General features: G+C 72.6%; 23 protein-coding genes. 10 read left to right on the top strand and 13 right to left on the bottom strand.

Annotated features, from left to right (window positions below):
* Positions 1-13: 13 nt before the first annotated feature.
* Positions 14-1,231, bottom strand: a complete 1,218-nt coding sequence (locus HNP84_RS21010; RefSeq protein ID WP_185051456.1) for an endonuclease/exonuclease/phosphatase family protein — start codon at positions 1,229-1,231, stop codon at positions 14-16.
* Between the two features lie 168 nt (positions 1,232-1,399).
* On the opposite strand from HNP84_RS21010, the gene HNP84_RS21005 reads away from it, so the two are divergent.
* Genes HNP84_RS21005 through HNP84_RS20985 form a run of 5 tightly spaced genes read left to right on the top strand, consistent with a single transcriptional unit; the run spans position 1,400 to position 6,306 of the window.
* Positions 1,400-2,371, top strand: coding sequence for a glycosyltransferase family 2 protein (locus tag HNP84_RS21005; RefSeq protein ID WP_185051455.1), 972 nt, complete (start codon positions 1,400-1,402; stop codon positions 2,369-2,371).
* Positions 2,372-2,376: 5 nt separating this feature from the next.
* Entirely contained in the window at positions 2,377-3,201 is an 825-nt protein-coding gene (locus HNP84_RS21000; protein ID WP_221336514.1) for a sulfotransferase family protein, read from the top strand.
* Positions 3,107-4,087, top strand: a complete 981-nt coding sequence (locus tag HNP84_RS53220; RefSeq protein ID WP_312925387.1) for a glycosyltransferase — start codon at positions 3,107-3,109, stop codon at positions 4,085-4,087. The genes HNP84_RS21000 and HNP84_RS53220 overlap by 95 nt, the downstream gene beginning before the upstream one ends.
* Before the next feature lie 3 nt (positions 4,088-4,090).
* Positions 4,091-5,143 (top strand): glycosyltransferase family 2 protein, encoded by a 1,053-nt coding sequence (locus HNP84_RS20990; protein WP_185051453.1) that lies wholly within the window; start codon positions 4,091-4,093, stop codon positions 5,141-5,143.
* A complete protein-coding gene (locus HNP84_RS20985; RefSeq protein ID WP_185051452.1) occupies positions 5,140-6,306 on the top strand; it encodes an endonuclease/exonuclease/phosphatase family protein in 1,167 nt (388 codons plus the stop codon). The genes HNP84_RS20990 and HNP84_RS20985 overlap by 4 nt, the downstream gene beginning before the upstream one ends.
* Here HNP84_RS20985 and HNP84_RS20980 read toward each other — a convergent pair.
* From HNP84_RS20980 to HNP84_RS20930, 11 genes are all read right to left on the bottom strand, one after another.
* Positions 6,287-7,057 (bottom strand): AfsR/SARP family transcriptional regulator, encoded by a 771-nt coding sequence (locus HNP84_RS20980; RefSeq protein WP_185051451.1) that lies wholly within the window; start codon positions 7,055-7,057, stop codon positions 6,287-6,289. The two genes, HNP84_RS20985 and HNP84_RS20980, sit on opposite strands and share 20 nt — an antisense overlap.
* Before the next feature lie 45 nt (positions 7,058-7,102).
* Positions 7,103-8,059 (bottom strand): UbiA prenyltransferase family protein, encoded by a 957-nt coding sequence (locus HNP84_RS20975; protein ID WP_185051450.1) that lies wholly within the window; start codon positions 8,057-8,059, stop codon positions 7,103-7,105.
* A gap of 16 nt (positions 8,060-8,075) precedes the next feature.
* Positions 8,076-9,116 carry an NAD-dependent epimerase/dehydratase family protein gene (locus HNP84_RS20970; RefSeq protein WP_185051449.1) on the bottom strand — a complete coding sequence of 347 codons (1,041 nt, stop codon included), beginning with the start codon at positions 9,114-9,116 and terminating at the stop codon, positions 8,076-8,078.
* Complete coding sequence (locus HNP84_RS20965) at positions 9,098-10,486, bottom strand: aspartate aminotransferase family protein (protein WP_312925361.1); 1,389 nt, start codon at positions 10,484-10,486, stop codon at positions 9,098-9,100. The genes HNP84_RS20970 and HNP84_RS20965 overlap by 19 nt, the downstream gene beginning before the upstream one ends.
* A gap of 157 nt (positions 10,487-10,643) precedes the next feature.
* Complete coding sequence (locus HNP84_RS20960) at positions 10,644-12,464, bottom strand: AfsR/SARP family transcriptional regulator (RefSeq protein WP_185051447.1); 1,821 nt, start codon at positions 12,462-12,464, stop codon at positions 10,644-10,646.
* Positions 12,465-13,927: 1,463 nt separating this feature from the next.
* Positions 13,928-14,254 carry a MoaD/ThiS family protein gene (locus HNP84_RS20955; protein ID WP_185051446.1) on the bottom strand — a complete coding sequence of 109 codons (327 nt, stop codon included), beginning with the start codon at positions 14,252-14,254 and terminating at the stop codon, positions 13,928-13,930.
* A complete protein-coding gene (locus HNP84_RS20950) occupies positions 14,251-15,366 on the bottom strand; it encodes a WD40/YVTN/BNR-like repeat-containing protein (RefSeq protein WP_185051445.1) in 1,116 nt (371 codons plus the stop codon). Before HNP84_RS20950 ends, HNP84_RS20955 begins: the two co-directional genes overlap by 4 nt.
* A 215-nt stretch (positions 15,367-15,581) precedes the next feature.
* On the bottom strand, positions 15,582-16,379 hold the full coding sequence (locus HNP84_RS20945; protein ID WP_185051444.1) for an ABC transporter permease: 798 nt from the start codon (positions 16,377-16,379) through the stop codon (positions 15,582-15,584).
* Positions 16,380-16,384: 5 nt separating this feature from the next.
* Positions 16,385-17,248: an ABC transporter ATP-binding protein gene (locus HNP84_RS20940; RefSeq protein ID WP_185051443.1), complete on the bottom strand. Its 864-nt coding sequence runs from the start codon at positions 17,246-17,248 to the stop codon at positions 16,385-16,387.
* Between the two features lie 68 nt (positions 17,249-17,316).
* Positions 17,317-18,390, bottom strand: coding sequence for an ABC transporter substrate-binding protein (locus HNP84_RS20935; RefSeq protein WP_221336513.1), 1,074 nt, complete (start codon positions 18,388-18,390; stop codon positions 17,317-17,319).
* Between the two features lie 80 nt (positions 18,391-18,470).
* A complete protein-coding gene (locus tag HNP84_RS20930; protein ID WP_221336512.1) occupies positions 18,471-19,262 on the bottom strand; it encodes an IclR family transcriptional regulator in 792 nt (263 codons plus the stop codon).
* 282 nt (positions 19,263-19,544) lie between these two features.
* On the opposite strand from HNP84_RS20930, the gene HNP84_RS20925 reads away from it, so the two are divergent.
* From HNP84_RS20925 to ilvD, 5 genes are read left to right on the top strand one after another with little or no spacing between them, the layout of a single operon-like run.
* Positions 19,545-20,084 carry a UGSC family (seleno)protein gene (locus HNP84_RS20925; RefSeq protein ID WP_185051440.1) on the top strand — a complete coding sequence of 180 codons (540 nt, stop codon included), beginning with the start codon at positions 19,545-19,547 and terminating at the stop codon, positions 20,082-20,084.
* Positions 20,085-20,097: 13 nt separating this feature from the next.
* Positions 20,098-21,198 carry a hypothetical protein gene (locus HNP84_RS20920; RefSeq protein ID WP_185051439.1) on the top strand — a complete coding sequence of 367 codons (1,101 nt, stop codon included), beginning with the start codon at positions 20,098-20,100 and terminating at the stop codon, positions 21,196-21,198.
* A complete protein-coding gene (locus HNP84_RS20915) occupies positions 21,191-21,442 on the top strand; it encodes a hypothetical protein (protein ID WP_185051438.1) in 252 nt (83 codons plus the stop codon). Before HNP84_RS20920 ends, HNP84_RS20915 begins: the two co-directional genes overlap by 8 nt.
* Positions 21,439-22,815, top strand: coding sequence for an FAD-dependent oxidoreductase (locus HNP84_RS20910; protein WP_221336511.1), 1,377 nt, complete (start codon positions 21,439-21,441; stop codon positions 22,813-22,815). Before HNP84_RS20915 ends, HNP84_RS20910 begins: the two co-directional genes overlap by 4 nt.
* 6 nt (positions 22,816-22,821) lie before the next feature.
* Positions 22,822-24,492 carry a dihydroxy-acid dehydratase gene (ilvD, locus tag HNP84_RS20905; protein ID WP_185051437.1) on the top strand — a complete coding sequence of 557 codons (1,671 nt, stop codon included), beginning with the start codon at positions 22,822-22,824 and terminating at the stop codon, positions 24,490-24,492.
* Positions 24,493-24,543: 51 nt separating this feature from the next.
* On the opposite strand, the gene HNP84_RS20900 is transcribed toward ilvD, so the two are convergent.
* Positions 24,544-25,386 carry a class III extradiol dioxygenase family protein gene (locus HNP84_RS20900; protein ID WP_185051436.1) on the bottom strand — a complete coding sequence of 281 codons (843 nt, stop codon included), beginning with the start codon at positions 25,384-25,386 and terminating at the stop codon, positions 24,544-24,546.
* Positions 25,387-25,390 lie beyond the last annotated feature (4 nt).

Genomic DNA, 25,390 nt, shown 5'->3' with positions numbered 1-25,390 from the left:
TTCCCTTCACCGGTCAGGTCACCGACAGGACCACGCGCTGGGCCCGGTGGTCGGACAGCCCGGCGGCGCCGGGCAGCTCGTAGCGGTGCACGGTCACGTCAGGGGTGGTGTGGATCCAGTCGATCCGCCACAGCTCGGCGCCGCCGGCCTGGTACGTCGCGGGATACAGCGACGACAGCGCCGGCGTCGCGTCGGCCAGCCGGTCCGGCAGCATGCGGCGGACGCCCATCGCCGGTGAGGTGTTCAGGTCGCCGGCGAGCACGACCGGGTTCGGGTTGGCGGCGATGTCCGCCTGGATCGCCCGCAGGCTCGCCTCGCGCCGGAGGGTTCTGGCGCGGTTGTCGTCGCGGGACTCGGCGCGGTGCAGCCGCCAGTCGAGCGGCGGCTGGGCGACCTGGGTGGCGTAACAGGAGACGACCTTTCCGTTCACGTCGATGTCGGTGCGCAGCGTCTCGACCGTGTAGCCCTCGGGCCAGTCGCGCAGCGCGGAAGGGATCTCCTTCTGCTCGGCGGGCAGCCACGGGCGCATGTCCAGGCCGCGGTGCGCGACGATCGGGAACCGCGACAGCGTGATCTGCTCGCCGGACACCGCGACGTGGTAGCCCGGGAACGCGCGGCGCAGCTCGGCCGTCTTGTCGATGCGCACCGCCAGGCCGGCCGTCCAGCGAGAGGTGTCAGGCGCCGCGGTGTCCACGTACAGGTACTCCGTCAGCAGGTAGACGTCGGCGCCCAGCTCGCGCAGGTAGTCGTAGAACCCCGGGGAACGCCGCTCGCCGTCGCCGGTGCGCAGGTCCTGGTCCCAGAACTCGGTGTTCCAGGCGACCACGGTGATGGCGCCCGGCGGCGCAGGCGGCGGGTCGTACCAGAGGGTGGCGTAGTTGACCCCGCTCTGCCCGGCGCCGAGGACGGCGGCGGCCACCAGCAGCGGCATGATCCGCCGGCGGACGGGGCGGGCCAGCGGCGCCACGACCAGCAGCAGCGCGGGGACGGCGAGGAACAGCAACGGCGGGATCAGATCGAACGGCGCCCACAGCGGCGTGCGCCCGCTCGCCGCCAGGTGGGCGGCCAGGAACAGCAGCCACGCCACCGAGGCGGTCACCACCAGCCGGGTGCCCAGGCACCAGCGCCGGCGCGGCCGGACGAACCGGCGCAGCCGGGCCGCCCAGCCCGCCCCCGCCGGGGACGGCGGACCGGGGAGCCGATCCTCGATAGCGACGTCCTGTTCCGTCATGGCATCACCTCGGTGCGTACGCCGGCGTCGAACGTACCGAGGCGTTCTTGTCGCTTTCTTGTCCCCGCTGCCCGTGCCCGCCGTGAGATCGCGACAAGATTGGGACAAGCCCGCCTGGCTAGCGTGAGCCGGACGCGAAGCAGCGAACCGCGGCCACTGGAGCGCATCATGAGCCAGGAGCTCCCGCTAGTCTCGATCATCATTCCCAGCTACAACCGGTCCGACGTGCTACGCCTCTGCCTCACGGCGGTGCGGGAACAGACGTATCCGCATATAGAGGTGATCGTGGTGGACGACTGCGGCACCGAGGACGCGGCGCAGGTCGCCGCGTCGATGGGCGCCACGGTGCTGCGCACGCCGGTCAACGGAGGCCCCACCCCCGCGCGGAACCTCGGCGCCGAGCACGCCACCGGGGAGATCCTGCTCTTCCTCGACGCCGACATCGCGCTCGACCCGGACGCGGTGGAGAACGCGGTGCGGACGCTGAAGTCCCGGCCGGAGATCGGCGCCCTGGGCGGGATCCTGCGGCCGGAGTCGCTGCTGTCCCAGACCCCGGCCTCGCGGTACCGCGCGGTGCAGATGCACCGCTGGTGGATGCCGACCGGCCGGCCGACCCTGGAACTGCACGCCTCGGTGCTCGCGGTGCCGGCCAAGGTGTTCGCCGAGATCGGCCCGTTCGACCCGCGCCTGCGCGAAACCGTCTCGGCCGACTACCGCGCGCGGGTGATGCGCCACTACGACGTGCAGCTCACCGGCGCGGTACGCGGCCGCAAGGACCACGACGCCACCGTCCCGGTGATCCTGCGCAAGGTGTTCCGCCGCGCCCGGATCAGCGCGCTGGACTGGCGCAAGGGCGAGACGCCCGGCGACTCCGTGCCCCGCGCGGTCGGCGGCGTCCTGCTGCTCGCCGCGGTCCCGGCCCTCGCCCTGCCCGCGGTGGCGGGCCGGATCGGCGCCGCCGTCCCCCCGGCGCTCGTGGCCGCCGCCATCGCCCTGGACGCCGGCACCTACCGGTACGCCTTCGCCCAGCGGGGCGTCCCGTTCGGCCTGTACTTCACCGGCGTCCATCTCGCGGTCACCTTCACCGGCGCCCTCGGCGGCGCGGTGGGCGTCCTGCAGCGCCTCGGCACCCGGGAGTGAGGCCGATGCGGGTCATCGGCACCGGTTTCGGCCGTACGGGGACGCTGTCCCTGAAGACGGCGCTGGAACGGCTCGGCTTCGGCCCCTGCCACCACATGGTGGAGGTGTTCCGGCATCCCGAGCAGATCCGGGCCTGGCTCGACGCCGCCTCGGGAGGCCCGGTGGACTACGACGCCCTGCTCGCCGGCTACGCGTCGTGCGTGGACGGGCCCGCCTCGGCGCACTGGCGGGAGCTGGCCGAGCGCTACCCGGAGGCGAAGGTCGTCCTCACCGTGCGCGACCCGGAGCAGTGGCTGGCCAGCATGCGCAGGACGTTGTTCATGCAGCGGCGGCGCATGGACTCCCTGCCGGGCCGGGCCGCCATCGCCCTGTCGTCCCTGCTGGGCACCGACCTGGCCGCGTTCGTGCGGATGGTGGACGCCACGCTGGACGCGCGGACCTTCGCGCGCCCGGCCGACCGCGAACCGGAGCGCGCCATCGCGCTGTTCCGGGCGCACACCGAACGGGTGGCCGCGGCCATCGCGCCCGAGCGGCTGCTCGTCTTCGACGTCCGCGAGGGCTGGGCGCCGCTGTGCGCGTTCCTGGAGGTCCCGGTGCCGGACGAGCCGTTCCCCCGGGTGAACGACACCTCGGAGTTCACCCGCAGCGGCCGGGGGCGGGCCGCGCCGATGCTGCTGCGCCGGACGAGAAGGAGGGTCATCGACCATGGAGCCGTCACCGCTGGTCTCGGTCATCGTGCCGAACTACAACTACGCCCGGACGCTGGGCCTGTGCCTGGAGGCGCTGGCGGGGCAGACCTATCCCCACATCGAGGTGATCGTCGTCGATGACCGCAGCACCGACGGCTCGGCGGAGCTGGCCCGCCGGCACGGGGTGCGGGTCCTGGTCACCGAGACCAACATCGGCGCGCCGGCGGCGCGCAACCTGGGCGTGCGGCACGCGCGCGGGGAGGTGCTGTTCTTCGTGGACTCGGACGTGGCGCTGGCCCCGGACGCGGTCGAGCACGCGGTGCGCCTGCTCGGCTCCGATCCCACCCTGGGGGTGGTGTGCGGCACGTACGAGCCGGAGCCGCTGATCCCCGACGGCCTCGTGGAGCGGTACCGCAGCCTCCAGCTCCACTACTGGATCTCCGGCGACGAGGGCGACATCACCACGATCTACTCGGCGATCTTCGCGATGCGCACGGAGGTCTTCCACGAGATCGGGCCGCTCAACCCGGCGTTGCGGCACAGCGAGAACGCCGAGTACGGCCATCGGGTCACGCAGAGGTATCGGATCGTGCTGGACACCGCGCTCAGGGGCAAGCACGACCACGACGACCGGCTGCGCGTGGTGCTGTCGAAGTTCTTCCACCGGGCGCGCCTGCACATCCCGCTGTACCTGCGTCGCCCGGACTTCAACGGCGGCCCGGCCGACAGCAGCCGCGGGTGGGGCTCGCTGGCCGCCCTGTTCGCCGTGGTCACCGCGCCGCTGCCGGCCCTGCTCGGCCCCGGGTGGCTGCTCGCGCCGGCCGCGCTGCTGCTCGGGTCGATCGCGGCGGACCTGGGCATGTACCGCTTCGTCCGCCGCTACGCCGGCACCCCGTTCACCGTCTACTTCGCCGCGGTCCACTTCCTGGTGAACGTCACCGTCGGGGTGGCGGTGTTCGCCGGCGCCGCCCAGTGCCTGGTGTCGAGCCGGTTCCGGCGCACCTACGACGTACCGGTGGGGGTGTGAGCGATGAGCGCCCCGCTGGTGTCGGCGATCGTGCCCAACCACAACTACGCCGCCTCGCTGGAGCTGTGCCTGCGCGCGTTGCAGAACCAGACCTACCGGCCGGTCGAGCTGATCGTCGTGGACGACGCGAGCACCGACGACTCGGTCGAGGTGGCGCGGCGGCTCGGCGTCCGGGTCGTCCAGACCGGGCGCAACGCGGGCGTGGCGGCGGCGCGCAACCTCGGCGCGGCGCACGCCCGCGGCGAGATCCTGGTGTTCGCGGACTCCGACGTGGCCGCCTACCCCGACGCCGTCGAGGTCGCGGTGGGCATGCTCGCGGCCGATCCGCGGCTCGGGGCGGTGTGCAGCATCCACGACCCGGAGCCGCTGATCCGCGACAGCCTCGTCGAGGAGTACCGGGCGCTCCAGTACCACTACTGGACGGCCAGCTCCGAGGGGTCGATCTCGTTCCTGTTCCCGGCGCTGATGGCGATGCGCCGCAGCGTGTTCGAGGAGATCGGCCCGTTCAACACCCGGCTGCGCGAGACCGAGGAGGTGGACTACGGCCACCGCCTCACCCAGCGCTACGACATGGTGCTCACCACCGCGGTGCGCTCGCGGCACGACCATGACGACAAGCTGGGCGGGCTGCTGCGCAAGCTGTACCGGCGGGGCCGCGCCCGGGTGCCGCTGTACGCGCGGCGGCGCCGCTTCGCCCGCGGGTTCGAGACCTCCAACCGGGCCGGCGGCAGCCTGGCGGCGCTGGCGGCGGTGGCCACGCTGCCCGCGGCGCTGCTCGGCCCGGCCGGCGCCGCGCTGCCGGCCCTCGCCCTCGCCGTGTCGATCCTGGCCGACCTGGGCATGTACCGGTTCGTGCTGCGCAGGCGGGGCCCGCTGTTCCTGCTGTACTACGGTGCCGTGCACTTCGTCGTGAACGTGACCATCGCGGCCGGGGTGGCGGCGGGGGTCGCGCGGTGGTCGTGCTCGCCCAGGTTCCGCCGGCTCTACGACCCCGACCCGCCGGTACGGCCCGCGGCGGCCGGGGCGGGTGCTCCCGAGCCGGGCGGACGGCGATGACCGGCACCTCGGTCACATCGGTCACGCCGCGGCCCGGCGCGTCGCGCCGGGCCGCGCGGGCGCGCCGCCGGCTCCGGCCGGTTCCGGGCGCCGCCGCCGCCTGGCTGGTGTTCACCGGGCTCCACCTCGCGCTGTCCGGCCGGGTCTGGTGGTGGCAGATCCCGGAGCTGGTCCCGCCGTTCGCCTTCGCCGTCGTCCCGGTCCTGCTGCTCGCGGCGGCCCTGGTCACGCGCCGGGCCCGCCGCGTGACCGCCGTCGTGGCGCTGGCCTGCCTGATCCTCGGCGGCGGCGCGAGCGGGATCAACCTCGCCGCGCTGTGGCACCGCCCCGCCCCGGCCCCGCCCGATGCGATCACCGTGTTCTCCTGGAACACCTGGTACTGGGACCAGCGCTGGGAAGGCGGGATGCCGAGACCGCCGGCCACCGGCACACCGCCGCGCGACGCCGGCGACTTCTACCGGTTCCTGCGCGAGCAGGACGCGGACGTGCTGCTGCTCCAGGAGTACGTCTACTTCGGCCCCGGCTCCCGGCCGATACGGGTGGACGACCTGGCCAGGCTGCGCCGGGAGTTCCCCGGCCACCACATCGCCGTGGCGAGCGAGCTGGTGACGCTCTCGCGCTTCCCGATCGTCCTCCAGCGCGGCATCGACCTGCGCCCGTGGGCGGAGGAGGAACGGGACAGGGCGGTGCCGCCCGGCTCGTCCATGCCCGACTTCCACACGGTCAAGACGCTGCGCACCGACCTGCGCGTCGGCGGCCGTACCGTCTCGTTCTACAACACGCACATCAACTCGCCGGTGGACTCCGCCTACCGCGGCCTGGACCCCCGCCGGCTCAGCCCGGAGCAGCACCGGCTGCGGCGGGCCAACCTCCGCGCGCTCGCGGCCGACGCCGGCGCCAACCCGCACCCGGCCGTGCTGGCCGGCGACTTCAACGCCTCACCCGCGATGGGCATCCTGCGCCTGCTGCCGGACCGGATGCGCGACGCCGCCCCGGCCCTCGGCTCGCTCTACCCCGCCACCTGGAACGACCGCCGGCCGTGGTGGCGGATCGACTGGGCCTTCGCCACGCCCGAGGTCACCGTGCACGAGTACGAGCTGGTCCGCTCCGGCGGCATGTCCGACCACAGCGGCCAGCGCCTGGTCATCTCGGTGCGCCGGTGACCGGGACGAGCAGCGGCTCCCGCACCACCGGGTCGTGGCCGCCGCGCAGGATCTCCCGGTGCAGCGCGCGCAGCTCCGGCCCCGGCCCGATGCCCAGATGATCGGCGAGGTACGCGCGCAGGCGGGCGTACAGGGCCACCGCCTCGGCGGTGCGGCCCAGGGCGCACAGGCCGCGCATCAGCATGCTCGCCAGCGGCTCGGCCAGCGGGTAGCGGGGCACCAGGGGGGTGAGCTCGGCGACCACCACCTCGGGACGTCCCATCCGCAGCTGCGCCTGGGCCCAGGTGGCGAGCGCGCCGACGAACTGCTGCTCGATGCCGTACCGCATCCGGGCGGCCCACTCCCCCGGGATGCCGGTCAGCGGCGCGCCGCGCCACAGCTCCATCGCCTCGGCCAGCAGCGCGGCGCGGGTGCGGTCGTCGCCGGTCTGCGCCCGTCTCGTCAGGCTCAGGAACCGGTGGGCGTCCACCCGGTCGGGATCGACCTCCAGCACGTACCCGCCGCCGCGGCGCTCGATGGACACCGCGGTCGCCGCCAGCGCCCGGCGCAGGCGCGCGATGTGGGCGTACAGCGAGTCGGCCGCGCGGTCGGGCGGGAGATCCCACACCCGCTCGGCCAGCGCCGGGAGCGATACCGGGCGGTTGGCGTCGAGGGCCAGGGCGGCGAGCACCGCGCGCCGCTGGGGCGGCCCCAGCGGCACGCGCCGGTCCCCGGCGGTCACCTCGACCGGTCCCAGTAAGCGGACGTCCATGTCCTTCCTTCCGTGTCACGAGATGCGGGGTCACGAGATGCGGGGTCACAGGTGGGTGTTGCGGGCCAGCAGGAGCGTCACGCCCAGGGTCGCGGCCCACACCACGGCGTTGGCGACCATGACCCGGTCGCGCAGCAGGACGCGCACCGGGTCGCCGCCGTCCTCGTCCACCAACTGGATCTGCAGGTAGCGGAACAGGGCCAGCAACGCGAACGGGGTGGACAGCAGCATCGCCGTCTGGCCGTGCTCCGGGCCGAACGGGCCCTCGTCACGCAGGTACATCAGGCCGGAGATGAGGGCGAGCACGGAGGCGATCTGCAGCAGCCAGTTGGTCAGCTCCATCGAGTAGCCGCGCAGCGCCGGCCGGTGCGCGGCCCCGGTCTCCAGCAGCTCCTGGCGGCGCTTGCCGAGGAGCAGCAGCAGGGACATCGAGAACACCGCGACCAGCAGCCAGGCGGCCACCGGCCCTCCGGTCACCTCGTACCCCTGCACCACGCGCAGGACGAAGCCGAACGCCACCGTGCCCACGTCCACCAGCGGCAGGTGCTTGAGATGGCGGCTGTAGGCGACGTTGAGCGCGAGGTACACCAGCACCGGCCAGTACGCCCCCGGCTCCCGGGCGACGATGGCGCCGAGCAGCGCGAGCAGGACCCCGCAGTAGAGGCACGCGGTCAGGGGGCCCACGCGCCCGGCCGCGATCGGGCGGCGGCACTTGACGGGATGGTGCCGGTCACGGTGCCGGTCGGCGATGTCGTTGCCGATGTAGACGGCGGCGGAGGCCAGGATGAACGCCAGCGTGGCCAGCGCGATCCCGCCCACCTCGGCCAGGCGCCACGGTGAGGCGGCGACGAGCGCGATCGGCACGAGGAGGATCGCCTTGGCCGCGTGCGAGGGGCGGATCAGGGCGGCGAGGTCCGCCAGGCGCGTACGGGGCCGCACTCCGGGCGCCGGCCCCGCACGCCCCGGGCTCTGCGGCGCGTCCGCCGATTCGACGACGTGCATGCTCAACCCCGGCCGCTCAGAAGAAGACCTTCGCCAGCGACAGCGCGCCCTGCCGCCACGCGTCGCGGCTCGTCTGGCCCGCGCCCCGCGCCGTACCGGCCGCGCGGTGCTCCCGCCACCAGGCGTACGCGCGCAGGATCGCGTCCCGGTTGGACAGCCGCGGCCGGAAGCCGAGCCGTTCCCGGGCCTTGTCGATGCTGACGTAGGAGTCGGCGAGCAGCTTGCGCACCAGCCGCCCGTACACCGGGGACAGCCGGCTCCGCTCCAGCAGGCGCAGCCCCGCCAGGGCGGGGCGGGCGGGCAGCGCGACGACCCGCTTGCCGTGGCCGGCCGCGTCCAGCACCGCCTGGAAGTCCTCCCGCAGCGTGCCGAACTCGGCGGCGGCCATGTTGTAGGTGTCGTCCGCCACGCCGGGCGGGGCGTGGAGCACGCCGATCACGGCGTCCACCAGGTCCTCCACGGCGAACATCTGGATGCGCACGTCCCCGCGGCCCAGGACCGGGAAGTTGCGGCCCTCCTCGGCCCACTCGAACAGCATCGCGAACAGGCCCATCCGGCCCGGCCCGAGGAAGGTCTTGGGGCGCAGGATCGGCACGCACATGCCCCCGGCCCGGTACTTCTCGGCCAGTTCCTCCGCCTCGGCCTTGGCCCTGGTGTAGGGATCGACCGGCTCACGCGGATGCTCCTCCGGCGTGGGCACCAGCTTCGGCAGCCCGTACACGGCGGTGGAGGAGATGTGGACCACCCGCTCCACGCCGGCGCGGCGCCCGGCCTCCAGCACCGTGCGGGTGCCGCCCACGATCACGTCGTGGATCTGCTGGGCCGGGTAGCTCGGCAGCGCGCCCGCACAGTGCACGACCGCGTCCGCCCCGGCCATCGCCTCGGTCATCAGCGCCAGGTCGCGCACGTCGCCGCGCAGATGCCGCGCTCCCGGCGGCGGGACGGGGTGCGGGCGCAGATCCACGCCGAGCACGTCGTGGCCGTCGAGCGCGAGCCGCCGGACGAGGTGGCCGCCGAGCATCCCGGCGCTGCCGGTCACTACGACCCGGTGGCCCACCGCGACCCCACCTTCTCCCGCACGAACCGGCCGAGCAGCCGCGGCAGGCCCTTGGCCAGCGTCTTGTCCAGGCCGTCCAGGAAGTACTCGACGTCGTCGGGTTCGATGGTGAGGGTCGGCGCGACGACGAGGGGGTTGTCGGCGTTCGGGCTGTAGTACGAGACGATGCCGTGCTCGCGGTACAGGTCGGCGATCACGGACAGGGTGATCAGCTTGGTGCGGAAGTTCGGGTCGCCGGAGAAGCCCGGCGCCAGCTTGGCGGCCAGGTCGAGCACCTTGGGGCCGCCGATCAGGAACACCCCCCACAGCGCCCCGGTGCCGGCCACCCGCCCGACCACGTCGGGGTGGCGCTTGTGGATGTTCTCCAGGCCGGGTCGCAGGATGCGCTCGATCTGCCGCGCCCGCGCGGGATAGTCGTCCTCGACGACCACGTTGATCGCCTCGATCGCGGTGACGGTCTCCTCGCCGAACCCGTAGTACGTCGTGCTGTGCAGGATGACGTCGGAGAGCCGGTCGTACGCCTTGCGGAAGACGGGCTCGCGCGCGGTGTATCCGGAGATCGACGCCTTGCCGCCGCCCAGCGACTTGGAGTAGACGAGGATGTCGGGCAGCAGGTCGGGATAGCGCATGAAGTAGAACAGGCTGCCGGTCTTGCCCCACCCCGTGTAGACCTCGTCGAAGATGAGCATGATGTCGTTCGCGTCGCAGAGCCGCCGCAGCTCGTACAGGTCGGGCTCGGACCACGAGCGCATGCTGGACGCGCTGAACGGCTCGGCCATGATCGCGTAGACGTCGCAGCCGTCGGGGGTCCGCGCGGCCTCGATCGCCGCCCGCACCGCCCCGACGTCGCCGTAGGGGTACACCACGATCCCCGGCAGCCCGGGGAAGCGGAAGGAGTTCTCGGCCGAGCCGGTCAGGCTGCCCGCGCCGAGGGTCTTGCCGTGGAAGCTGATGTCGGAGCGCAGGATCGTGTTGCGCCGCCCGCCGTGGTACTTGTACGCCATCTTCACGGCGCCCTCGTTGGCCTCGGCGCCCGAGTTGGGGAAGTAGGAGATGTTCAGGTCGCCCGGCAGCAGCTCGGCCACGTTGTGGCTCAGCGCGGCGACGTACGGGGAGAAGAACGCCTTGTGCACCTCCATGCGCCCCCGCTCGGCGAACCGGCGGCGCGCGTCGAGGATGCGCGGGTGGTTGTGACCGTGGTTGAGCACGCCGACCCCTCCGGTCACGTCGAGGATGCGGCGGCCGTCGCGCGTCCAGATCCAGGCGCCCTCGGCGCGCTCGACGAGTTCCCGGCCGAAGCCGAAGGAGGTCATGAGGTTGACCTGACTGCGGCTGACATACCTTCTGTACAGGTCCTGGACCTGTTTCACGGTGAGGTTTTCACACTCATCGACACCGATCAGCTCCGACACGTCCGCCCTTTCCCCTACGTGTTCCCGCGAATTCCGCAAGGTGCCGGCCATGTCGCCAATAATGTTGAATGCGGCTATACCCCGGGCCACACATATCTGTGTAGGTAGGCGCCGGTCACGGATTCCGCAATAGCCGTGCCCGCCGCGCCGCCTGCGCCCGGTCGTCCTCGCCGTCCTCCTGCTCGGCCCGTTCGCGGGCGAACAGGCGGAGCAGGTCGTGCATGCGGTACCGGTCGGCCTCGCGGGCTTCCAGGAGCTGGACGTCGGCGAGGCGGTCCAGGAGGACGGCGGTCTGCTCCTCCGGGCGGCCGGCCAGCGCCGCGGCGGCCGTGACGCTGATGTCGGCCCCGCCAAGCAGGCCCAGCAGCCGGAACATCCGCGAGTCCTCGGCGTCCAGGCCGCGGTAGCTCACCATGAAGCACGCCCGTACGGCCCGGTCGTCGGCCTGCAGCTCCGAAAGGCGGTGGTCCTCGACCGCCAGGCGGTCGGCGAGGACGCGCAGCGGCAGTCCCGGCCGGGCGATCAGCCGGGCAGCGGCGATCCCGATCGCCAGCGGCAGGCCGCCGCACAGCCGGGCGATGGCGCGCGCGGCCCACGGCTCCGCGGTGACGCGCTCCTCGCCGACCAGGCGGCCGAGCAGGGCGAGCATCTCGTCCTCGGCCATGGCGCCGAGACGCAGGTGGGCGACGGCGTCCAGGGAGGTGAGCGTCCTGCGGGCGGTGATCAGCACCCGGCAGGTGGGGCTGGCGGGGAGCAGCGGACGCACCTGGGCGGCGTCGCGGGCGTTGTCGAGCAGGAGCAGCAGGTGCTTGCCGTCGGTCAGCGAGCGGAACCGGGCCGCCGCCTCGTCCACGTCGGCGGGCACGGCCGCGTCGTCGCCGAGGGAGCGCAGCAGCCGGGCCAGGGCGCCGGCCGGGTTCAGCGGCCTGGCATCGGGGGTGGCGCCGTGCAGGTTGACGTACAGCCGCCCGTCGGGGAAGCCCCCGGCGACCTGGTGTGCGACGTGCACGGCGAGCGCGGACTTGCCGATCCCGGCCGCCCCGGTGATCGTGTGCACGGCGACCGGCCCCGCGGACGTGAGCGCCGCCCGCAGCCGGGTGATCTCGGCGGCCCGCCCGGTGAAGGCGGCCGAGTCGATCGGCAGCTCGGCCGGCGCGAAGATCCGCCGCGTGGCGGCCGTCCGCGGCGGCGCCAGGGCGGGATCGTCGGCCAGGATGCGCTGATGCATCCGGTTCAGGTCCGGGCCGGGATCGACGCCCAGCTCGGCGGCGAGGGTCTCGCGCGCCTCCTGGTACACCGCGAGCGCCTCGGCCCGGCGGCCGCAGCGGTACAGGGCCAGCATGAGCTGGGTACGCAGGCGCTCGTTCAGCGGGTCCCTGCGGGTCAGCGCCTCCAGGTCGGCCAGCACCTCGGCGTGCTGCCCCAGGGCCAGCCGGGCCTCCAGCGCCGCGTCCACCACGCTCGCCCGCAGCCGCTCCAGCCGCGCCGCCTCCCCGCGCAGCGACGCGGGCAGGGGCAGCCCCTCCAGAACCGCCTCACCGCGCCACAGGCCCAGCGCGCGGGTCAACCGCTCCAGCGCGACGTCGTTGCGCCCTTCGGCCAGCGCCCTGCGGCCCTGCTCGGCCAGTTCCTCGAACCGGGTCACGTCGATCTCACCGGGCGCGGCCCGCAGCACGTACCCGTTCGACCCCGCCTCGATCCGCGAGGGGGCGCCGAGCACCCGGCGCAGGGCGGAGATGTAGGTGTAGAGGTTCGACTCCGCGGTGGCGGGCGGCCGCTCACCCCACAGCCAGTCCAGCATCCGCTGACTGGGGATCGCCCTGCCCACGTTGAGCAGCAGAGCGGCGAGCAACACCCGCTGCTTGCGCCGCCCGAGTGCGATCGGCTTCCCGTGGGCCGCCCGGACCTCGATGGGCCCGAGGATCTTGAAATCCATCGGTATCACCCTGCAGCGCAAAACGTTCGCCGACATGGACCGTACAAATGCGCATAAATCCGGATTTTGCCGCGACCCATGATCGAGGGAACCGGCCTTCCGGCGGTACTCACCTAAAAGGAAGAAGAAGATTACGCGACGGCACCGACGGCCGGTCACGGCCGGATGAGAATGAAAACCACCGGGAATGCACGCCCGAATATCCCCCGCCCCCCACCGGCGAATGAAACTTTCAGAGCCGAAAAAAGCACACTCCCGCTCCCCGTGTTCACGGCGACACACCCGACCGCGCCGTCATCCGATCCCGCGATCCTCCACACGCCGCCGTCCGCGACACCCCCCGCCAGAACTCCACCGCCCACCGGTACGCGAATCACCGCTCGCCCGCACGGCGCCAACGGCGGCCCGCCCGGACCGGAGACACACCCGCGCCCGGGCTCGATACGCCGGTTGCCGATCGGGGCCGGCGCGCCGGGTGAGCAGGGCGGCGCCGGTGACTCGGCCAAGGTGTCGTGGTCGGCCGGATCTGGAGCACCTGGATGAACGCGCACGGCCGACGGGGTCCTCGGCCAGGCACGAGGCGATCACGTGCCGCAGCGGGCCGGGCAGCCCGCCCAGGTCGCGCTCACGCACAGTCCCAGGCAGGGCAAGACCTGCCGGGAACGGACACGACCCGTCGCAGGCGCGGGCACAGCCCGGCCCAGACACGGGCACGGCCGTGCCCAGGCACGAGCACGGGCACGGCCCAGGCACGGGCACGGCACGGCCCAGGCACGGGCACGGCACGGCCCAGGCACGGGCACGGCACGGCCCAGGCACGGGCACGGGCACGGCACGGGCACGGCCTAGCCCGGGAGGACAGGCACGACCCGGCTCAGACACGAGCACAAGCCCGACCCAGACACGAGCACGGGCCGGCCCAGACGGGCACGGGCCGGTACACGGGCACAGCCCGGCAGACACGGGCATAGCCCGGCAGACACGGGCATAGCCCGGCAGACACGGGCACAGCCCGGCAGACACGGGCACAGCCCGGCAGACACGGGCACAGCCTAGCCCGGGCGGCACAAGCACGACCCTGCAGGCACGAGCACAACCCCGCCCCAGACACGAATACGGCCCGGCCCAGACGAACATGGTCCGGAAACCCCGATCCACACCAGACACCCCGGCCCAGACGGGCATGGGCCGGTACAGACACGGGCACCCGGTCAGACACGGGCACGCCCTGGCCCGGGAGGACAGGCACGCCTCGGCCCAGGCACGAGCACAACCCCGGCCCAGGCACGAGCATGGCCTGCCGGGAACGGGCTTGGCTTGCCCCCCGGGCGCGGGCATGGCCCGGCCTCGGGGGCGGTCATGGCCTGGCCCCGGGCGCGGGCATGGCCCGGCCTCGGGGGCGGTCATGGCCTGGCCCCGGGGGCGGGCTGGTTCGATGGCGTTGTGCGGGTCTCGTGTGTGTGTCAGCCGCCGGCCATGGCGCCCACCACGAGCAGGGGTTCGGTGCCGGTTGCCACCTCCGTCGGTAGCGGGGCGTCTGGTGGCTCGTGGGACAGGTCCTGTTCGCAGGCGTAGAAGCGGATGAAGGCGCGTCTGCGGAGGGTGGTGTGGTCGCGGATGGTGCCGCGCAGCATGGGGTAGCGGGCCTCCAGGGCGTCGAGGACCGTGCGCTGGGTGGGCGGACCCTGGACGTGGACCTCTACCTCGCGGCCGACCTGGGCCAGTGTGCGCAGGTGGGGCGGGAGGACGACACGGACGGCGCAGGGGCCGGGGCTCGTCTGGGTGTTCATGGCAGCGTTTGAACCTCCACTGACAGCACCGGGGGGAGGTCGCGGACGATGGGCGCCCAGGTGTCGCCGGAGTCGGCGGAGGCGTACACCTGGCCGCCGGTGGTGCCGAAGTACAGCCCGCACTCCTCCAGGGTGTCGACGGCCATCGCGTCGCGGAGCACGTTGACGTAGCAGTCGCGCTGGGGCAGGCCCTTGGTCAGCGGCTCCCATTCGTCGCCGCCGGTGCGGCTGCGGTAGACGCGGAGCCTGCCCTCCGGCGGGTAGTGCTCGGAGTCGCTCTTGATCGGGATGACGTAGACCGTCTCGGGCTCGTGCGCGTGCACGTCGATCGCGAAGCCGAAGTCGGTGGGCAGGTCGCCGCTGATCTCGCGCCAGGACTCGCCGCCGTCGTCGCTGCGCATGACGTCCCAGTGCTTCTGCATGAACAGCACGTCGGGGCGCGAGGGGTGCATCGCGATGTGGTGCACGCAGTGGCCGACCTCCGCCTGGGGGTCGGGGATGCCCTCGGACTCGAGCCCGCGGTTGATCGGGCGCCAGGTCTTGCCGGCGTCGTCGCTGCGGAAGGCGCCCGCGGCGGAGATCGCGACGAGGATGCGCCCGGGATCGCGCGGGTCGAGCAGGATCGTGTGCAGGCACATCCCGCCCGCGCCCGGCTGCCAGGACGGCCCCGAGCCGTGGCCGCGCAGGCCGGACAGCTCCTGCCAGGTCTGCCCGCCGTCGCCGCTGCGGAACAGGGCGGCGTCCTCGACCCCGGCGTACACGGTGTCGGGGTCGGTGAGGGAGGGTTCCAGGTGCCAGACGCGGGCGAACTCCCACGGATGCGGAGTGCCGTCGTACCACTGGTGGGTGCCGGGGACGCCGTCGTAGGCGAACTCGTTGCCGACCGGGGTCCAGGTGGCGCCGCCGTCGTCGGAGCGCTGGATGAGCTGCCCGAACCAGCCCGTGGACTGCGAGCAGTAGATCCGGGACGGGTCGGCCGGGGACCCCTTGAGGTGGTAGATCTCCCAGCCGCCGAAGTGGGGGCCGCTGACCTCCCACTGCTCCCGTCTGCCGTCGGACGTCAGGATGAACGCCCCCTTGCGCGTGCCGACGAGTACTCGTACTCCGCTCATGGCTCCCTCTCACGGTTCGTGTCGCTTCGGCCACGTTCCGGCGGCCCGGACGTGGCTCACAGGGTACGACCGGCCACCGACAGAAAACTCATCGCTGCGCGCGGGTTCTCTGCGGGAGGGGGAGCCGGGGCATTCGTACGGGCGGGTGGGTCTCCTCTCTTCGGCCTCTATGGTGCTCTATGGGGACGTTACCCGGTTCCTGGCGGCGGGGCTCCTCAGCCGTTCGCGTCCTGCTGGCCGTACACCGACTCGTGCCAGGGGATGAAGAACCGCTTCAGCCCGTTGACCACGAAGTACAGCAGCAGGCCGAGGACCGACAGCAGGATGATCGTGGCGAACAGGGCGGGCGCGTTCAACTCGTTGAGGGTGCGCACCACGAGGTAGCCCAGGCCCTCGTTGCCGCCGAGGTACTCCCCCACGATCGTGCCGATGATCGCCAGGACGATGCCGACCTCCATGCCGGCGAACACGTACGGCATGGTGCTCTTCAGCTCCAGGTGGGTGAAGGTCTGCCATCTGGTCGAGTTGAGGCTGCGCATGACCTCGCGCTGGCCGGGGTCCACCGAGCGGACGCCGAGCTGCACGTTGAGCATGATCGGGAAGAACGCCAGCATCGCGGCCATGATCACCTTGGAGGTCATGCCGAACCCGAACCAGATCACGAACAGCGGGATCAGCGCCACCTTGGGCACGACCTGGGAGGCGACGATCATGGGGCGGAGGCTGAGCTCCAGCCACGGCACCTTGCCCAGCACGACGCCCACGGCCACGCCCGACACCAGGGCGATCAGGAAGCCGGCGATGGTCTCGGTCGCGGTGACGCGGGCGTGGTCCCAGGTCGCCGGGTCGGTCACCACCTGCACCAGGCTCTCCAGCACCGTCGCGGGCCCCGGCAGCACCAGCTCGGAGACGTCGTAGACGCGTACGAACAGCTCCCACAGGGCGAAGAACACCACCAGGATCAGCGGCGTGCTGACCCACGGCAGCAGTTTCCGGGAACGTTCCCTGCTCATCGGGCTCACCTTCCCTCGTCCTCGTCGAGCGCGTGGCGCAGGTCGCGGACGATCGCGCCGAAGCCGGGCTCGGTCTGCACGTCGATGCCCCGGGGGCGGTCGAACTCGATGGCCTTCACCTGGCGTATCCGGCCGGGGCGCGGCGTCAGGTGCACCACCCGGTCGCCGAGGAAGACGGCCTCGGTGATGTCGTGGGTGATGAAGACGACGGTGGCGGCGGTGGCCAGCGCGATGCGCTGCAGTTCCAGGTTCATCCGCTCCCGGGTGAGCGCGTCGAGCGCGCCGAACGGCTCGTCCATCAGCAGCAGCTTGGGGCGGATGCTCAGCGCCCTGGCGATGGCGACCCGCTGGCGCATGCCACCGGACAGCTCGCGGGGGTAGGAGCGCTCGAACCCGCCGAGGCCGACCAGCTCGGCGAGCTCGTACGCGCGGGCCAGCCGCTCGGCCTTGCCGTCGCCGCGCAGCCGCAGCGGCAGCGCGATATTCTCGGCGACGGAGTACCAGGGGAACAGGTTGGCCTCCTGGAACACCACGCCGAGCTGCGAGACGACCGAGGTGTCCACCCTGGCGCCGTTCCACAGCGACCTGCCCTCGATGAGGATCTGGCCGGTGGACGGGCTGAGCAGCCCGGCGAGCATGCGCAGCAGCGTGGTCTTGCCGCATCCCGACCGCCCGATCACCGAGACGAACTCGCCGTCCCTGATGGTCAGGTCGATGCCGGACAGGGCTTGGGTGTGCGCGCGCTTGGTGTGGAACTCCTTCCCGATGCCGATCAGCTCCAGCTTGGCCGGCCCGGAGGCTCCCTCCGGTGGTCCGGCCTGCCGGGCTCCTGCGGTCCGCTCCACCATCTCGGCGCTGTCCGCGGCCATCCGGCTCCTCCCGTCGAACTTTCCCATAGATCCGTTCCGCCGATCCGTCCCGCCGAATCCCGCCCGGGTCAGGACGTGGGCAGCAGGCTGTTGTCGAACCAGGTGGCGGGGCTGCCGCCGGCCTTGACCAGCCCCGCGTCGGTCAGTTCCTTGTAGGAGCCGGACCACGCCGCCTCCTCGGTGACCAGCAGGGGCTTGCTCGGGTCGCCGCCGGTCCAGCTCTCGCGCAGCATGGTCAGGCTCGCCTTGGCGATGGCGTCGTCGTCCAGCGTGCCGAAGGAGTACCGGCCGCGGAGCTGCTTGATCGTCTCGTCGAGCGTCTGGTCGGCGACCATCGCCGACATCGCGTCGTGCAAGCCCGCGAGGAACGCGCGCAGGTCGCCGGCCTGCTGCTTCAGGGCGTCCTTGGTGGTGACGTAGACCTGTGTGTCGGACTTGACGTACCGGGTGGGGTCGAACACGCCGGCGTCGGGGTTCTGCGAGGTCACGATGTTGGCGGTGTCGATGCTCACCACGTAGCCGGCGAGGCGTCCCTGCTGGACGAGGTTGAACGTGCCCGGGGTGAGCCCGACGACCTGGCGCTTGGTCTGCTTGGGGTCGAGCCCGGCGCCGGCCAGCACCAGCGAGACCACCTTGTCGCTGGTGCCGCCCTCGGAGGGCACGCCCATCGTCTGGCCGACGAGGTCCTCGGGCTTCTCCAGCGGGTGGTTCTTCTTGCTGTAGACGAAGCGCACGGCCGAGGTGCGGAAGGGCGTGGCGATGTTGACCAGGGGCTGGCCGGTGCCGGTGATCGCGGTCATGACGTCGATCTGGCCGAGGCGGGTGATCGGCGCGATCCCCGACAGCAGCGTCTGCATGGCCTGGGGGGTGCCCTTGGTGGGCTGCAGCGTGACGTCGAGGCCGTGCTTGTTGAAGTGCCCCCCGGCGACCGCGAGCAGCTCCGGCGCGAGCGACAGCGTTTCGAGCGGGATGGGGCTCAGGAAGGTCATCTTGCCGCCGCCACCGCTCCCGCCGCCGGGGGCGTCCGAACCGCATGCGGCGAGCAGGGTGGAGCCGGCGGCGGCCACGGTCACAGACAGGGCGGAGCGCTTGAGGAATGACCTGCGGCTGAGAGGGAGCGAGTGGTGGGGGGTGATTGGCACGATCCGTCTCCTAGATCCGTTCATGTCGGCTCACAGCCATGGCCGAGCGAAATGAGACTTGCGCCACATTGCTGGAATGACTACCCACCTTTCCGCATATCGGAAGGGAGGGCGAGACGGGTTCTGCCCTGCGGGGCCCCCAGGGCGCGCGAAACGCCCCGGGCCGTGGCCTGGAGATGGGCCAGCCTCGGCCCGTACGACTCGGTGCACGGCAGGATCAGCGACAGCGCCGCGACGACCGTGCCGGCGGGGCCGTGGATGGGCGCGGCGACCGAGAGGTACTCCTGGCGGATCAGGGTGGTCGCGTACCCCACGCGGCGGATCTCGGCGAGCGTCTGCCGCAGCTCGCGCTCGGTGACGGGGGCGTGCCAGCTCGGCACGGCCAGCGGCCCGGTGACCACCTCCTCCTGCAGATCGGGCGGCGCGTACGCGAGCAGGACCAGCCCGATCGCGGTGGCGTGCAGCTCGTAGCGCGCGCCCACCCAGGTCCGGTCGGTGGCCGTCTCCGGGCTCAGGAAGCGCTCGACGAACACCACCTGGTCCTTCTCCCGCACCGCCAGGTGCACGCCGCGCTGGGTCGTCTCGAACAGGTCCCGCATGAACGGCAGCGCCACGCGGTGCAGGCCCACGGAGCGGGGCGCGACGGCCGCCACCTCCCACAGCCACAGCCCGATCCGGTACTCGCCGGACTCGTCACGTTCCAGGGCGCCCCACTCGTGCAGCTCGCTCACGATCCGGTGGGCCGTGGTGAGCGGCACGCCGGATCGGCGGCTGATCTCGGAGAGGTTGAGCCCGTCCGCGGCGTCCTTGATGGTCTCCAGGATCCGCATCGCGCGGCGAAGGACGGACCTGCGCTCGTTCCCCATCTGCATCGCTCCTTTCGCGACACTCGCCCACGACCGCGGATACCGCCACAAACACGACGATCCGGGCAGGTCGGGGCCCGCCTCAGGCTATCGGCCGGTTGATCGCCGGAACATCCATGCCGCTCGCCGCCCCCCGGGCCTCGTGATCCTCCCTTCCGTTATGCGGAAAGGTAGCTAGTCATCGTGGCGATGTGGCGCGAGCTTGTCATCCATCGGGCGCATTTCCGCCGCATTCCCGGCTGACCATGACGAAGCGCCCTGACAGCAGGATCTGGAGACGTTGGAGACATGACAGGACGAGAAAGACTCCTCGACCCCACGGGCTTTGACGAGAAGGCGGCCGACGACACCCTCGCCCCGCGGCCGGCCGGCCTGCGCGGACTCACGATCGGCCTGCTCGACAACACCAAGCCGAACGCCGAGGTGCTGCTGACGGAGATCGCCGGAGAGCTTCAGCGCCGCTACGGCGCGGGCAAGTCCCTCATGTACACCAAGGGCTACTTCGGCACGCCCGCCGAGGAGGACATGCTCAAGCGGATCGCGAAGGAGTGCGATCTGGTGGTGACGGCCGTCGGCGACTGCGGCTCGTGCAGCGCGGCCACCGTCGCCGACGGGATCTTGCTGGAACGGGCCGGCATTCCCACCGTGAGCATCGTCTCGGACTCGTTCCTGGTGTCCGGGCGGGCCATGGCCGAGGTGCAGGGTTTCCCCGGCTTCGAGTTCGTCGCCGTACGGCACCCGGTGGCCAGCCTGGACGCGGAGCAGCTCCGCGAGCGCGTACGGGACGTGCTGCCCGACGTGCTGCGCATCCTCGGCGTCGAATCCTGAAAGGGGGACCCACATGAGCACGCTCATCGACGCTCCGATGGCCGACGCCGCGGAGATCCGCTCCGCCATGGAGTACTACGCCCGCCAGGAGTGGACCGACGGCCTGCCGGTGGTGCCGGTCACGGAGTCGTACCTGGAGGAGTTCCTCGCCCGGACCCGACGCGACCCGGACGAGGTGCTGTTCGCGGTGCCGCACCTGAACCGCCGGTGCACCGTCCGGCTGGCCGCCATCAACGCGGCCATGGCCGGCTGCCTGCCGGAGTACTTCCCGGTGGTGCTGGCCGCCTGGGACGCCGTGGCCAAGGAGCCGTACCCGAGGAAGGGGATCTGGCAGAGCACCACGGGCACCGCGCCGCTGCTGCTCGTGAACGGGCCCGTCCGGGAGCGGATCGGCCTGAACAGCAAGGGCAACGTCTTCGGCTCGGGCTTCCGGGCCAACGCCACGATCGGCCGGGCCATCCGGCTCACCGCGATCAACGTCTTCGGCCTCCACCCGCACAAGCTGGACCAGGCCACCCAGGGCACGCTGGGCAAGTACTCCGCCTGCATCGCGGAGAACGAGGAAGAGAGCCCGTGGGAGCCGCTGCACGTCGAGCACGGTCTCGGCCCGGCCGACAGCGCCGTGACCGCGATGGTGATCAGGTCCTGCCTGCACATCGAGGCCCGTCACACCAGCGTGCCGGAGCAGCTCGCCCTGGACATCGCCGGCACCATCCGGCGCACCGGCGCCCTCATCCACGAGACCAGCAGCGCGCTGCTCGTCCTCGGGCCGGAGCACGCCCGCGTCTTCGGCGACGCCGGCTGGAGCAAGGACGACGTGCGGCGCGGCATCTACGAGCACGCCGTGAACACTCGCGCCGAGCTGGCGGCGGTGGGCAAGGACGCGATCTCCCGGCACAGCCGGTGGCGGCTGCCGAACGGCCATCCCGACGCCATGCCCGACCGGGCCAGCCAGGGGGAGAACCCGGACCGGGTGCCCGCCCTGGTCTCGCCGGACGCGCTGCAACTGGCGGTCGCCGGGGCGAACAACGCCGGTGTCTCCACCGTCATCGAGACCTTCGGGGTCCGCGGCGACACCCCGTCCATCGCCCCTGTGCGAGACCTCGATGTCTAGGCCGGAGGAGGGCGGCGTGGCCCTGGACGACGCGCTGGCTCGCTTCCGCGACATGATGGCCTCCGACGGCTACACGCTGAGCTGGTCGGTGACCGGCGAGGACCGGGTGGTGGTCCGGATCGAGGCGGGTGAGGACGCCTGCGCCGACTGCCTGGTGCCCCTGCCGGTGATGGAGCAGATCATGTCCAACGCCCTGGAGCCGACGCCGTACACGCTGGACCACATCGTGCTCCCGGCGAAGTGAGGCGGCCGGAACGGGCGGCGCCCCCCGCGACGATCACCGAGCCCGGCCGCACGACCCCGGTCCACGGCGAGTTCGACGTGGTGGTCGTGGGCGGCGGCCCGGCGGGGATCATGGCCGCGGCCGCCGCCGCCCGCGCCGGGCGCTCGGTGATCCTGCTGGAGCGCTACGGCTTCCTGGGCGGCGCGGGCACCGCGGGCGGCCTGAGCACCTTCTGCGGGCTGCACGCCAAGGTGCACGGCGAGCACCGGCGGGTGATCCACGGCCTCGCCGGCGAGCTGCTGGAGCGGCTGGACAGGCTCGACGGGCTGTCCCCGCCGCACCTGACGATCAACGACGGCATCCTGGCCCAGGCGTTCGACATCTCCAGCTACAAGATCGCCGCGGACGAGCTGGTGGCCGGCTCGGGGGCCCGGCTGCTCTTCCACGCCCTGGCGGTCGGCGTGGTGATGTCCGGCGAGGACGTCATCGACGCGGTGCTGATCGAGTCCAAGTCGGGCCGGGCCGCGGTGCGCGGGCGGATCTTCATCGACGCCTCCGGCGACGGCGACGTGGCGGCGTGGGCCGGGGCGCCGTTCGAGAAGTCGCCGGGCCTGGACGGGATGCTGTACCCGTCGCTGATGTTCCGGATCAACGGCGTGGACGCCCGCGCCGCCGGCGAGCGGCCGTGGCGTACGGTCGAGCGGCTCATGGACGCGGCGGAGCGGGCGGGGACGCACTCCTTCCCGCGCAAGAAGCCGATCGTCCGCCCGCAGCGCAACCCGCTGGAGTGGCGCGCCAACCTCACCCAGCTCGCCAACCCCGACGGCAGCGCCGTGGACGGCACCGACGTGGAGCAGCTCACCCACGGCGAGCTGCAAGGACGCCGGCAGGTGCTGGACGCCTTCGCCTTCATCCGCGACAACGTCCCGGGGTTCGGCGAGTCCTACATCGTGGACCTGGCGCCGCAGATCGGGATCAGGGAGACCCGGCGCGTCCTGGGCCGGTACCGGCTGACCGAGGACGACGTGCTCGGCTGCGCCGACTTCCCCGACACGATCGGCGTCAACGGCTGGCCGGTGGAGGCGCACGTGGCCGGGACCGTGGAGTTCCGGTGGCAGCGCGGGGAGAACCCGCGCGGCTTCAACCAGCTTCCGTTCCGGATGCTGGTGCCGGAGCGGATCGCCAATCTCTACGTGGCCGGCCGCTGCGCGTCGATGACCCACGACGCGCAGTCGGCGGCCCGGGTGACGGGGCCGTGCTTCGCCATGGGCGAGGCGGCCGGCACCGCGGCCGGCCTGGCCCTGGAGACCGGCGTCGCGTGCGGCGACATCGACGTGGCGGCGCTGCAGGACAGGCTCGAACGGGCCGGGGTCTACCTCGGCCGGGAGGTGTGAACCCGCATGAAACCGCTGCGGAGCAACTTCGAGCCGGGCACGACCCGGTGGGCCATGCGCCGGGCCCAGTGGACGGCACTCGGGCTGAGCCCCGAGGACATGGAGAAGCCGAAGATCGCCATCGTCAACACCTCCTCGGACCTGGCGAGCTGCTTCAGCCATCTCGACGGCATCGTCGGGCCGCTGAAGCGGGCGATCCGCGACGCCGGCGGCGTCGGGTTCGAGGTGCGCACGGCCGCGCCCAGCGACGCGATCACCAGCGCGGGCGCGGCCGGGCGGTACATCCTGCCCAGCCGGGACCTGATCGTCAACGACATCGAGGTGGCGGTCGAGGGCGCGCTGCTGGACGGCATGGTGTGCCTGTCGTCCTGTGACAAGACCACGCCCGCCCACCTGATGGCGGCCGGGCGGCTGAACATCCCGGCGATCGTCGTCGCCTGCGGATACCAGCCGTCCGGGGTCTTCCGGGGCGAGCGCGTCGACTTCGAGGACGTCTTCCTGCACGCCGGCCACGTCGCCGCGGGGAGGATGACGGCCGGCGAGCTGGCCGAGATGAGCGGGCGCGCCATCACCGGCCCCGGCGTCTGCGCCGGGATGGGCACCGCCAACTCCATGCACATCGCCGCCGAGGCGCTGGGCATGGCCATGCCCGGCAGCACCCCGGTGCTCGCCGGCAGCCCGAAGATGTGGCGCACCGTGGCCGCGGCCGGGCGGCGCATCGTCGAACTGGTCGCCGAGGACGTCAGGCCGCGCGACATCATGGGGCCGGGCTCGTTCCGCAACGCGGTCACCGCGATGCTGGCGATCAGTGGCTCGGTGAACACGCTCAAGCACTTGCAGGCCGTGGCGGTGGAGGCCGGCTGCGACGTGGACGTCTACGCGCTGTTCGAGGAACTGGCGCCGCGGGTCCCGCTGCTGGCCGCGGTGAAGCCGAACGGCGAGCGGCGCATCGACGAGTTCGAGGCGGCGGGCGGCGCGCTCGGCCTGCTGCACCGGCTGGCCCCGATGCTGGACCTGGAGCGGCCCACGGTGGCCGGCCCGCCGCTCGGCGCGCTGGTCGCGGCCGTCACCTCGGTGGACGCCGAGGTGATCCGCCCCCTGGAACGGCCGCTGGCCCGCCACCCGGGCATCGTCGTCGTCCGCGGGACGCTGGCGCCCGGCGGCGGCGTCGTCAAGCAGACGGTCGCGGGCGACGGCGTGCGCCGGTTCCGCGGCCCGGCCAGGGTGTTCCGCTCCCGGGAGGAGGGCATCGCCGCCATCCGCGACGGCGAGGTGCGCCCCGGGCAGGTCCTGGTGCTGACCGGCCTGGGCCTGCGCGGGTCGCCGGGCATGGGCCTGACCTCGGCGTTCGTCTTCGCCCTCGACGGCGCGGGCCTGGGCGCCGAGGTCGCCGTGGTGACCGACGGGCAGATGTCCGGCCTGGTCAACAAGGGCCTCGTCGTGGCCGAGGTGAGCCCGGAGGGCGCCGTCGGCGGCCCGCTCGGGCTGGTGCGGGACGGCGACGTCATCAGCGTGGACGTGGACGCCCGCACCATCGACCTGGAGGTCCCCGAGGCCGAGCTGGCCGGACGGCGCGCGGCCCTGCCCGCCGCGGCGCCCCCGGCCGGCTGCGGCTGGCTGTCGGTCTACGCGCGCACCGTCGGCCCGCTCGCCCGGGGCGCCACCCTGGGCGGCTGAGCCCGCCCAGGGTGAGCCGCCCAGGGTGAGCCGCCCAGGGTGAGCCGCCCGTCAGGCGTCCTCCAGGACGATCATCCCGGCCCCGGTCATCGAGGCCGGGGCGAAGTAGTGCCGGTGCCTGACCACGACCTCGCGGTTGAGCGCCCCGCGCATCACCAGCCACATGACGACCTCCGCCCCCTCACCGCCGAAGGTCTCGACGTACTGCTCCCGGCTCCAGCCGGCCAGCCTGTCGGGATCTTCGGCGATGTCCACCAGGAACCGCTGGTCGGCCTCCCGGTTCAGGAACCCGGCACGGGCTCCCTGGAGCTGGTGGGACAGCCCGCCGGTGCCGAGCACGACGAACCTCTCGTCGCCGTCGTAGCTCTCGATCGCCCGGCGCAGCGTCTTGCCCAGCTCGTAGAGGCGGGCGGGCAGCGGGATCGGGTACTGCAGCACGTTGACGAAGATGGGCACCACCTTCACCGGCCAGGCGTCGGCCGGCCGCCCCCAGAACAGCTCCATGGGCACCTGGAGGCCGTGGTCCACCTTGATCTCCTGGATGATCTCCGGGTCGAACCGGTTCTCCACCAGGGTGTCGGCCAGGTGCCAGGCGAAGCGGCTCGCCCCCGGGAACGGGGGGATCGCCCGCGGCCCCCAGCCCTCGTCCACGGGGTGGTACTCGGCGGCGCAGCCGACCGCGAAGGTGGGGACACGATCCAGGAACAGCGCGTTGAAGTGGTCGTTGAACACCACGACCGCGACATCCGGCCGCTGCTCGCGGACCCACTCCCGCGCGGGCACGTAGCCGTCGAAGAACGGCTTCCACTCGGGCGTGTCGCGCAGCCCCTTGTCCAGCGCCGCGCCGATGGAGGGCACGTGCGAGGTGCCGAGTCCCCCGACGATCCTTGCCACGTCT

Source organism: Thermocatellispora tengchongensis, from assembly GCF_014202315.1.
Taxonomy (GTDB): Bacteria; Actinomycetota; Actinomycetes; order Streptosporangiales; family Streptosporangiaceae; genus Thermocatellispora; species Thermocatellispora tengchongensis.
This window is presented reverse-complemented; position numbering and strand designations above follow the sequence as displayed.

Coding starts and splice junctions, on each gene's coding strand:
- HNP84_RS20955 (WP_185051446.1), bottom strand. CDS start 14,254: ATGAACACCCAGACGAGCCCCGGCCCCTGCGCCGTCCGTGTCGTCCTC.
- HNP84_RS20975 (WP_185051450.1), bottom strand. CDS start 8,059: ATGCACGTCGTCGAATCGGCGGACGCGCCGCAGAGCCCGGGGCGTGCG.
- HNP84_RS21010 (WP_185051456.1), bottom strand. CDS start 1,231: ATGACGGAACAGGACGTCGCTATCGAGGATCGGCTCCCCGGTCCGCCG.
- HNP84_RS20990 (WP_185051453.1), top strand. CDS start 4,091: ATGAGCGCCCCGCTGGTGTCGGCGATCGTGCCCAACCACAACTACGCC.
- ilvD (WP_185051437.1), top strand. CDS start 22,822: ATGAAACCGCTGCGGAGCAACTTCGAGCCGGGCACGACCCGGTGGGCC.
- HNP84_RS20985 (WP_185051452.1), top strand. CDS start 5,140: ATGACCGGCACCTCGGTCACATCGGTCACGCCGCGGCCCGGCGCGTCG.
- HNP84_RS21000 (WP_221336514.1), top strand. CDS start 2,377: ATGCGGGTCATCGGCACCGGTTTCGGCCGTACGGGGACGCTGTCCCTG.
- HNP84_RS20950 (WP_185051445.1), bottom strand. CDS start 15,366: ATGAGCGGAGTACGAGTACTCGTCGGCACGCGCAAGGGGGCGTTCATC.
- HNP84_RS20960 (WP_185051447.1), bottom strand. CDS start 12,464: ATGGATTTCAAGATCCTCGGGCCCATCGAGGTCCGGGCGGCCCACGGG.
- HNP84_RS20980 (WP_185051451.1), bottom strand. CDS start 7,057: ATGGACGTCCGCTTACTGGGACCGGTCGAGGTGACCGCCGGGGACCGG.
- HNP84_RS20920 (WP_185051439.1), top strand. CDS start 20,098: ATGAGCACGCTCATCGACGCTCCGATGGCCGACGCCGCGGAGATCCGC.
- HNP84_RS20940 (WP_185051443.1), bottom strand. CDS start 17,248: ATGGCCGCGGACAGCGCCGAGATGGTGGAGCGGACCGCAGGAGCCCGG.
- HNP84_RS21005 (WP_185051455.1), top strand. CDS start 1,400: ATGAGCCAGGAGCTCCCGCTAGTCTCGATCATCATTCCCAGCTACAAC.
- HNP84_RS20930 (WP_221336512.1), bottom strand. CDS start 19,262: ATGCAGATGGGGAACGAGCGCAGGTCCGTCCTTCGCCGCGCGATGCGG.
- HNP84_RS20925 (WP_185051440.1), top strand. CDS start 19,545: ATGACAGGACGAGAAAGACTCCTCGACCCCACGGGCTTTGACGAGAAG.
- HNP84_RS20945 (WP_185051444.1), bottom strand. CDS start 16,379: ATGAGCAGGGAACGTTCCCGGAAACTGCTGCCGTGGGTCAGCACGCCG.
- HNP84_RS20915 (WP_185051438.1), top strand. CDS start 21,191: ATGTCTAGGCCGGAGGAGGGCGGCGTGGCCCTGGACGACGCGCTGGCT.